General features: G+C 73.0%; 9 protein-coding genes and 1 tRNA gene. 5 read left to right on the top strand and 5 right to left on the bottom strand.

From position 1 onward, the window contains the following. Positions 1–866 (top strand): mechanosensitive ion channel family protein (locus ACWCSD_RS41620; protein ID WP_449923215.1); only part of this gene is annotated, 866 nt, incomplete at its 5' end. A 224-nt stretch (positions 867–1,090) separates the two neighbouring features. Continuing rightward, positions 1,091–1,166 (top strand) — tRNA-Pro (locus ACWCSD_RS41615). Positions 1,167–1,293: 127 nt separating this feature from the next. Here the strand turns inward: ACWCSD_RS41615 and ACWCSD_RS41610 are convergent. After that, positions 1,294–2,634, bottom strand: coding sequence for an amidase (locus tag ACWCSD_RS41610; protein ID WP_449923212.1), 1,341 nt, complete (start codon positions 2,632–2,634; stop codon positions 1,294–1,296). Positions 2,635–2,932: 298 nt separating this feature from the next. Between ACWCSD_RS41610 and ACWCSD_RS41605 the strand changes: the two genes are divergently transcribed. Next, positions 2,933–3,232: a hypothetical protein gene (locus ACWCSD_RS41605; RefSeq protein WP_449923209.1), complete on the top strand. Its 300-nt coding sequence runs from the start codon at positions 2,933–2,935 to the stop codon at positions 3,230–3,232. A gap of 220 nt (positions 3,233–3,452) precedes the next feature. On the opposite strand, the gene glgC is transcribed toward ACWCSD_RS41605, so the two are convergent. Beyond that, positions 3,453–4,688 (bottom strand): glucose-1-phosphate adenylyltransferase, encoded by a 1,236-nt coding sequence (gene glgC, locus ACWCSD_RS41600; RefSeq protein WP_352329862.1) that lies wholly within the window; start codon positions 4,686–4,688, stop codon positions 3,453–3,455. A 235-nt stretch (positions 4,689–4,923) separates the two neighbouring features. On the opposite strand from glgC, the gene glgA reads away from it, so the two are divergent. Together glgA and ACWCSD_RS41590 are read left to right on the top strand one after the other, a co-directional pair. Next, the gene (gene glgA, locus ACWCSD_RS41595; RefSeq protein WP_352329860.1) at positions 4,924–6,099 is read left to right on the top strand and encodes a glycogen synthase; all 1,176 of its coding nucleotides are present in this window, start codon (positions 4,924–4,926) and stop codon (positions 6,097–6,099) included. A gap of 5 nt (positions 6,100–6,104) precedes the next feature. Then, on the top strand, positions 6,105–6,473 hold the full coding sequence (locus ACWCSD_RS41590) for a hypothetical protein (protein WP_364338028.1): 369 nt from the start codon (positions 6,105–6,107) through the stop codon (positions 6,471–6,473). A 13-nt stretch (positions 6,474–6,486) separates the two neighbouring features. On the opposite strand, the gene ACWCSD_RS41585 is transcribed toward ACWCSD_RS41590, so the two are convergent. From ACWCSD_RS41585 to ACWCSD_RS41575, 3 genes are all read right to left on the bottom strand, one after another. Continuing rightward, positions 6,487–7,638, bottom strand: a complete 1,152-nt coding sequence (locus ACWCSD_RS41585; RefSeq protein ID WP_449923204.1) for a hypothetical protein — start codon at positions 7,636–7,638, stop codon at positions 6,487–6,489. A 66-nt stretch (positions 7,639–7,704) separates the two neighbouring features. After that, the gene (locus tag ACWCSD_RS41580; protein WP_352361137.1) at positions 7,705–8,073 is read right to left on the bottom strand and encodes a PH domain-containing protein; all 369 of its coding nucleotides are present in this window, start codon (positions 8,071–8,073) and stop codon (positions 7,705–7,707) included. A gap of 44 nt (positions 8,074–8,117) precedes the next feature. Further along, the coding region (locus tag ACWCSD_RS41575; protein ID WP_449923200.1) for a hypothetical protein at positions 8,118–8,421 on the bottom strand (304 nt) is incomplete at its 5' end.

Below are 8,421 nucleotides of genomic sequence, written 5' to 3'. Positions count from 1 at the left end.
GCCTGGCCCAGTCGGTGGACCGGGTCATCGGCCTGGCCACCATCGGCACGGTGACCTGGCTGATCATCCAGGCGACGTACGCGCTGACGGACGTCGTGCTCGACCGGCTGGTGCTCGTCGAGGGCGAGCGCAACCGCCGGGCGCGGCGGATCAGGACGCAGATCGCGCTGGTGCGCCGTATCGCCGCCGCGGTCATCATCGTCATCGCGCTCGGCGCCATGCTGTTCTCCTTCCCGCAGGTGCGGGCGCTCGGCGCCGGGCTGCTGGCCTCGGCCGGCATCGCCGGCGCCATCGTCGGCATCGCGGCCCAGCCGACCATCGGCAACATGCTGGCCGGGCTGCAACTGGCCTTCAGCGACGCGCTGCGGCTGGACGACGTCGTCGTGGTGGAGAAGGAGTGGGGCAGGATCGAGGAGCTCACGCTCACGTACGTGGTGCTGCGCCTGTGGGACGAGCGGCGGCTGGTGCTGCCCGTCTCCTACTTCACCCAGAACCCGTTCGAGAACTGGACCAGGCACGGCAGCCGGGTGCTCGCCGTGGTGTTCCTGCGGGTCGACTGGGCGGTGCCGGTGCCCAAACTGCGCGACGCCCTGTACGAGTTCCTTCAGGGCAACCCGCTGTGGGACCAGAAGGACTGGACGCTCCAGGTCACCGACGTGCTGCCCAACGGCCTGGTCGAGCTGCGCGCCCTGATGAGCGCCGCCGACTCGCCGTCCTCCTGGGACCTGAAGTGCGACGTCCGCGAATTCCTCGTCAATTTCGTCCGCGACAACTACCCGGACGCCCTTCCCCGGTTCCGCGTCGAGGCCCCTGAAACGCGCGCCGGGGTGGCCTGGACCAACGACCGGGACCGCGACCGGCGATAAATGCGTGGCATTTCCGGCGGCCCCCGGTCTACCGTTGATCTCGTTCCGGAACGACATTCACGGAGAACGACGAGAAAGGCGGCGGCCATGTGCGGACCTCGACTCTACAGGCCGTCCGGCAACCGGCCTGAGCTGCGGCCAAGGCTTTCCCGGTGATTCCACGGAGAATCGACCAGGAAAGCCGTCCCGGGCCTCCGCCGGGGCGGCTTCGTTGATTTTCAGGACCGAGTGTGGGGCAGTTTGGTCAGCCCGCCTGCCTTGGGAGCAGGAGCACCGCAGGTTCGAATCCTGCCACTCGGACGTACGGCCCTGAAAGAAAAGGGCCGTGGGCTTCGGCCTGGCCGACGGGAATGGCGCCCCCCGGCCGGACACGAGCCCCCGCCCCCGGGTCCGGCCTGCGCCGGGCCGGCCCGGGGCCCACCCTTCCTCAGCCGCCCGGTGAGCAGGCCACCCGGAACAGCAGCTCCTCCCGGCCGGGCCGGCAGACGAGCTGCAGCCCGACCGGCAGGCCGTCCACCGAGCCGGCCGGCACGGTCAGCGCGGGCAGGCCGAGCACGTTCCACGGGCTGGTCAGGGCCAGCAGCGCGGCCCGGACGGCGACGGCCCGCCCGTCCAGCTCGGTCTGGCGCTGCTCCAGCGGCGGCGCGACGAGCGGCACGGCCGGCAGCGCCAGCACGTCGTGCTCGTCGAACAGCGACTCCGCCGCGGCGGCCAGCGCGGGCCGCTCGTCCAGGGCCTTGACGTAGGCCCAGGCGGGCAGGTCCATGGCCGCGCGCAGCCGGTCGAGCACCTCGGGGTCGAACAGCTCGGGCGCCCTGGCCATCCGGTCGGCGTGCACGGCGGACGCCTCCGCGCCCTGCACCGTCGCGTACGTCTCCCGCAGCCCCTCGGCCAGCTCCCCGGGCAGCCGGACCTCCTTCAGCCCCGCGCCCGCCGCCGCCCGCGCGACCGCCACGACACGCGGATCGCAGGGCGACAGGACGGCGGGGTCCAGCCACCCCACCCGCACCGCCGCCGCCTCACCGGCGCTGTCCCGGGCGGGCGGCGGCCCGCCGGTCGCGAGCTGCCGGTAGGCGATCAGGCAGTCCAGCGGGCCGGCGGCCAGCACGCCGACGTGGTCGAACGTCCGGGACAGGGGGAACACCCCGGCGGCCGGGATCGCGTCGTAGGCGGGCTTGAACCCGGCGATCCCGCACAGGGCGGCCGGGATGCGCACCGACCCGCCCGTGTCGGTGCCGATCGCCAGGGGCACCATGCCCGCGGCCACGGCCGCCGCGCTGCCGCCGCTCGACCCGCCGGACATGCGCGCGGGGTCGCGCGGGTTGCGCGAGGGACCGTTGGCCGAGCGGTCGCCGGTGGGGCCGTACGCGAACTCGTGCGTCGTGGTCTTGCCGACGATCACCGCCCCGGCCTGGCGCAGCAGCGTCACGCAGGCGGCGTCGGACTCGGCGACGTGGCCGGCGAAGTGCCGCGACCCCATCGTGCAGGGCAGCCCCGCGACGTCGATGAGGTCCTTCACGGCGACCGGCACGCCGTGCAGCGGGCCCCGGTCGGCGCCCGCGGCCAGCTCCTGGTCCGCCCGCCGGGCGGCGGCCGCCGCGCCCACCGGGTCCACGGTGACGAAGGCGCCGAGCGCGGGATCCAGGGTGACGGCCGCGTCGAGCGCCAGCCGGGCCAGCTCGGCGGCGGTGGTCCGGCTGGCGCGCAGGTCACGGGCCAGGTCGGTGACGGAACGGCCGGTGAAGGGGCCGGGCGGTGTGGGCGGCATGAGGTCCTCTCCGGACGGTTCACGGCGACCCCGCCGTGAACGGACGGGCGTCCGGAGCAGACTACGCGTCCCGGCCCGCCGACCGGCGTTCCAAGGGCGCGGCGGCGCTTCCCGAGTGGCCGGAGAAGGCCGGACTTCTGGCGGCCTGGCGGGGTTTCCGGAGTGGCCGGAGAAGGCCGGACTTCGCCGGGGTGGCACCGGAAAGCGCCGAGTCCTTTCCTGGCGTGGCGTTACACGGCGGTACGGAGGCGATTACGTACAGTGAGCAGCGATGTCACTTCGTGATCCAGGGGGATTCATGAAAGCCAACCTCATCGTCGCCGGCGGCTTCGCCGTCGCCGCGCTGTTCGGCATGGCGGGGGCGGCCAACGCCAACGTCCACCACGAGAAGTGCGACCTGAGCACGTCCGACGACTCGACCGCGCTCCGCATCACGCCGTGGGGCGTGTCCGCCGGACACCGTGACGCCGACGCCTGCGAGCACCACAGGGACTACTACGGGCGTCCCCACGACGGCTACAACTGGGGTTACTGGCCGGGCCGCGGCTACTGGCCGGGCGGCTGGGCGTACGGCCTGGGCGTGGGCGCCGGCATCTGAGGTCGCATCACCTGAGCCCGGGCCGCGCCGTGCGTGGCCCGGGATCCTGCGTTGCCGGGCGCCCGCGGCGCCCGGCGCTCCACCCCCCGCCGCCGACCGGCCGAGCCCCGGACCCGTGCGCCCACGCGATGAGCACACTCGCGGGCCGCCGGAGCCGATCAGGACCGCCGCCGCCCGGTACGCGGCCGGCCCCGGGCAGAGGGACCGGCCCGCCCGGGCCCTAACGGTCGACGATCTCGTTCTTGCCGATGACCACGACCCCGCCGCGGGTCAGCGCGAAGCGGGTGCGGTCGTAGTCGAGGTCGAAGCCGATGCGCGCGCCGTCGGGGATCACCACGTTCTTGTCGATGATCGCCTTGCGCACGATCGCGCCCCGGCCCACCTTGACGTTCTCCATCAGCACGGAGTCCTCCACCAGCGAGTGCGAGTGGAGCACGACCTTCGGCGACAGGATCGAGCGCATCGCCATGCCGCCCGAGACGATCACGCCGGGGGAGACCAGCGAGTCGATCGCCCGGCCCACCCGGTCGCCGTCGTTGTGCACGAACTTGGCCGGGGGCAGCGGGTCGTGCCCGGTGAAGATCGGCCACTTGTCGTTGTACAGGTTGAAGATCGGGTGGGCGGAGATGAGGTCCATGTGGGCCTCGTAGTAGGCGTCGAGGGTCCCCACGTCGCGCCAGTAGCCGCGGTCGCGCTCGCTGGAGCCGGGCACGATGTTGTTCTTGAAGTCGTAGACGTCCGCGCCGCCGGACTTGACCAGCATCGGGATGATGTTGCCGCCCAGGTCGTGCTTGCTGGTCGGGTCGAGCGCGTCCTCGCGCAGCGCGTCGATCATGGCCTGGGTCTTGAAGACGTAGTTGCCCATCGAGGCGTAGACCTCGTCGGGGGAGTCGGCCAGGCCCACGGCGTCCTTCGGCTTCTCCCTGAAGGCCACGATGCGGCGGCCCTCGGGATCGGTCTCGATCACGCCGAACTGGTCGGCCAGCGACAGCGGCTGGCGGATCGCCGCCACCGTCACGTCCGCGCCCGAGTCCTCGTGCTGCTCGACCATCTGCCGCGGATCCATGCGGTAGATGTGGTCGGCGCCGAACACGATCACGTGCTCGGGCATCTCGTCGTAGATCAGGTTCAGGTTCTGGAACAGCGCGTCCGCAGAACCGGAGAACCAGCGCGGCCCGAGCCGCTGCTGGGCGGGCACGGGCGTCACGTAGTTGCCCAGCATCGCCGACAGCCGCCAGGTACGGGAGACGTGCCTGTCGAGGCTGTGGTTCTTGTACTGGGTCAACACCACGATCTTCAGGAAGCCGCCGTTCGCGAGGTTCGACAGCACGAAGTCGATCAGCCGATACATCCCCCCGAACGGCACCGCCGGTTTGGCCCGATCCGCCGTGAGCGGCATGAGCCTCTTGCCCTCTCCACCTGCCAGCACAACCGCAAGCACCCTCCGGGACCTCATGTCCAGGACGCTACCCGTAAATGGCCGATCTATCGACGAAACCGCGCACTGGGCTGTGCCGCCGTGTCCTGACTTATCCGCGTTGAGCAGGGGCCGGACTTACCGACATTGGGCTGTATCGATGTGTTCCCTATGCTTGCGACGGTTCACAAGTGCGGTGCCGGAGTTGATGGTCGGCGCAAAACATGCCGCTCGCTGGAGGGCGCCGGGCCCGGCGCGTCGTAAGGTCGTGGGCATGCGTGTTGATCTGCTCAGCAGGGAGTACCCGCCGGACGTCTACGGCGGCGCCGGGGTGCACATGGAGTACCTGGCCAGGGAGCTGCGCAAGCTGGCCGACGTCCGGGTGCGCTGCTTCGGGGCCGATCGCGAGGAGCCCGGCGTGTCGGCCTACCGGGTGCCCGGCGGCCTGGAGCGGGCCAACGCCGCCCTCCAGGTGCTCGGCGTCGACCTGGAGATGGCCGCCGCCTGCGAGGGCGCGGACGTCGTCCACTCCCATACCTGGTACGCCAACTTCGCCGGGCATGTCGCCAAGATGCTCCACGGCGTGCCGCACGTCGTCACCACCCACAGCCTGGAGCCGCTGCGCCCGTGGAAGGCCGAGCAGCTGGGCGGCGGCTACACGGTCTCGTCGTGGGCCGAGCGCACCGCCCTGGCCGCCGCCGACGCGGTGATCGCGGTCAGCGAGGGCATGCGCCGCGACGTGCTGGCCGCCTACCCCGAGATCCCGCCCGGCCGGGTCACCGTCATCCACAACGGCATCGACACCGCCCAGTACGCCCCCGACCCCGGCCTCGACGTGCTGAAGAAGCACGGCGTCGACCCCGACCGGCCCTACGTGATCTTCGTCGGCCGCATCACCCGGCAGAAGGGCCTGGTGCACCTCCTGCACGCCGCCCGCTCCTTCGACCCGGCGGCCCAGCTCGTCCTGTGCGCGGGCGCGCCGGACACGCCGGAGATCGCCGCTGAGGTGACCGGGCTGGTGCGCGGCCTCGACCGCGACGGCGTGCTGTGGATCTCGGAGATGCTGCCCAAGCCGGAGGTCATCCAGCTCCTCACGCACGCCTCGGTCTTCGTCTGCCCGTCGGTCTACGAGCCGATGGGCATCGTCAACCTGGAGGCCATGGCCTGCGAGACGCCCGTGGTGGCCACCGCGACCGGCGGCATCCCCGAGGTCGTCGCCGACGGCGAGACGGGCCTGCTGGTGCCGATCGACCAGGGCCCCGACGGCACCCCGCACGATCCCGAGGCGTTCGCCGCCGACCTGGCCGAGCGGGTCAACGCGCTGCTGGCCGACCCGGCGCGGGCCGCCGAGATGGGCCGCGCCGGGCGGGCCAGGGCCGTCGAGCACTTCTCCTGGGAGCGCATCGCCCGGCGCACCCTCGACCTCTACGCCTCGCTGCGCCGGGACTGAACGTATTGAGCTGGGACCTGGAGACCCCCGAGGGCGGATGCCTGAGCGTCAACGCCTGGAACTGGCGTCCGACCCTGTCCCTGCTGGAGGAGGCCCGGGTGCTCGACCCCGAGACCGCGTGCCTGCTCGGCTTCAACGGCCGCATGACGCTCACCGGCGCCGACGCGGGCCGCATCGCGGCCTTCCTCGACGACTACCTGGGCGGCCTGCCCGAGCACGGACGGGTCCGGCTCGACGGCGAGGTGACCGAGGAGCCCGACGACCACCGCCTCCACCGCGACGACCTGGCGCTCAACTACTCGGCCACCGCCTCCTGGCTGCGCGACCTGCGCGACTTCTGCCGGGCGGCCCCCAACGGCTTCACCTGCATGTAGGGGTGGCGACGGGTCAGCGGGTGAGCCAGAGGGCGGGCCTGGTCAGCTCGCCCTCGGGGCCGGTCCAGCCCGCCGCGTACACCTCGGTCGTGCCGGGGCGGCGGGCCAGGGCGGTGACCGTGCCGCGCACGGTCGTCGTCGTCCAGCGGCCGGCCGCGTAGTGGTGCAGCCGGGAGCGGGTCGAGTCGAGCACCCACAGGCCCGCCCGGCCGTCGGGCTCGGCCTCGGTGAAGGCCGCGCCCTCCGGGCCCCAGCGGCACCGCCAGGCCGAGCCGTCCCAGTGCAGCGCCAGCGGGCGGCGGCGTTCCAGGGGCTCGCCCTGCTCGTCGTACTCGTCGGGCGGGAACCAGGACACCCCGCCGACCACCCACACGTCGTCCGGCCCGAGCACGGCCACGTCGCCGAGCTCCGTGCGGGCCGGCCGCGCGCCCTCGGGCGCGCCCGGCTCGGGCAGGTGCACCGCCTGCCACGCGACGCCGTTCCAGCGGGCGGCGGGGTCGTGCGCGGTCCGGCCGACCGTCCACACGTCCGCGCCCTCGCCGCCGAGGGCCCGCGCCGGGGCGGGCAGCCGGTACGCGCGCCAGGCCGAGCCGTCCCAGCGCAGCGCGTCGCGCCCGGACACGGCCCACGGGCCGCTCGCCGCGGTGCCGTGCAGGCCGATGGCCGAGGCGCGCTCCTTGAGCGGCGTGGAGGCGCTCACGGCGCCGTCCGTGACGCCGGCGACCAGGCCGGGACGTTCGTCGTCGCCGGTCCCGAAGGCCCACGCCCGCTCGCCCGAGACCGCCCCGACCGCGGCGACCGTCATCCGGGACGGCAGCGCGTACGTGCGCCAGCGCGCGCCGTCCCACCGGCTCAGCCCGCCGGACGTGGTCTCCATCCCGGCGGACGTCTCGCGCTGGACGGAACGCACCGCCCACACCGCCCCGTCGGGGGCGACCGCCAGCCGGTCGAGCGTGCCGTGCCCGTCGCCCGCCGGGACCGTCCGCCACGGCGACCGTACGGGCTCGGCGCGCAGGTCGTCGCCGCCGGGCCGGGGGCAGCGGGCCTGGACCGTGAGGCTCACCGCCGGAGCGGACGGGACGTCCCGCCCGGGAGGCCCGGCGCAGGCCGGGAGCGCCAGCAGCACGCCGAGACCGGCCACGCGGGCACGTACGGAACGCCGCACCTCGCCCCCTTCGTGATCATCGGCAGAATACGCTCACCCTGCCCAGGAGACCACGCGTGACGCCGATCAGCCCTGCGAAATGTAGTGGAGGATGACGTTGTGCACGTGGTGGGCCTTGTTGTCGCCGCGGAAGTCCACCTCGTAGGTGTGCGTGCCGACGTGGATGGCGATGGCGCCGGAGGAGAAGAACCCGCCGGCCAGCGACTTGTTGCTCACGACGCTCACCGCCGAGATCTTGGCGTAGGGGATGCTGGTGATCGCGATCCGCTTGCCCACGAACGACTTGTCCTGCACGATCACCCGCCGGTCCGTGAGCCCCAGGAACCCGGTGCCCGCCCCGATCGCGTCGTAGACGGCGATGATCTGCTCGCCGGGGAGCAGGCCGCTCTCGATCTGCTTGAACTGCTCTTTGCGGTCGTAGGGGATGTCAGCCATGCCCGGCCAACGAACGGGACGTGCCCCCGCGTTCCGCGCCGGGCTCAGGGGCCCGCCGGATGGGCGGAGGGATCGTGCGGGAGGTCGAGCAGGCAACCGCACGTGCCGGGCGGCCGTGGCAGCCCGAACAGCGCGCGGACCTGGGCCGGAGCGGGTGGCGCGGGGCGGAGGAGGCGGGTCATGAGACGGGTCAGGAGACGGCGGATCATGCTTCCCAGCGTCGCGGTGACGCCTGCGCCCGGTCCAACACCGAAATATCGCGATTGACGCGCTTTTGTGGTTAATGTGGCGTCGTGGATCTGCACCCCCGGCTGCTGCGCGTCTTCGTCGCCGTCGCCGAGGAGCTGC

The organism is Nonomuraea sp. NPDC001684 (genome assembly GCF_053596515.1).
The sequence above is the reverse complement of the archived record's forward strand: the minus strand, read 5'-3'. Positions and strand labels throughout refer to the sequence as shown.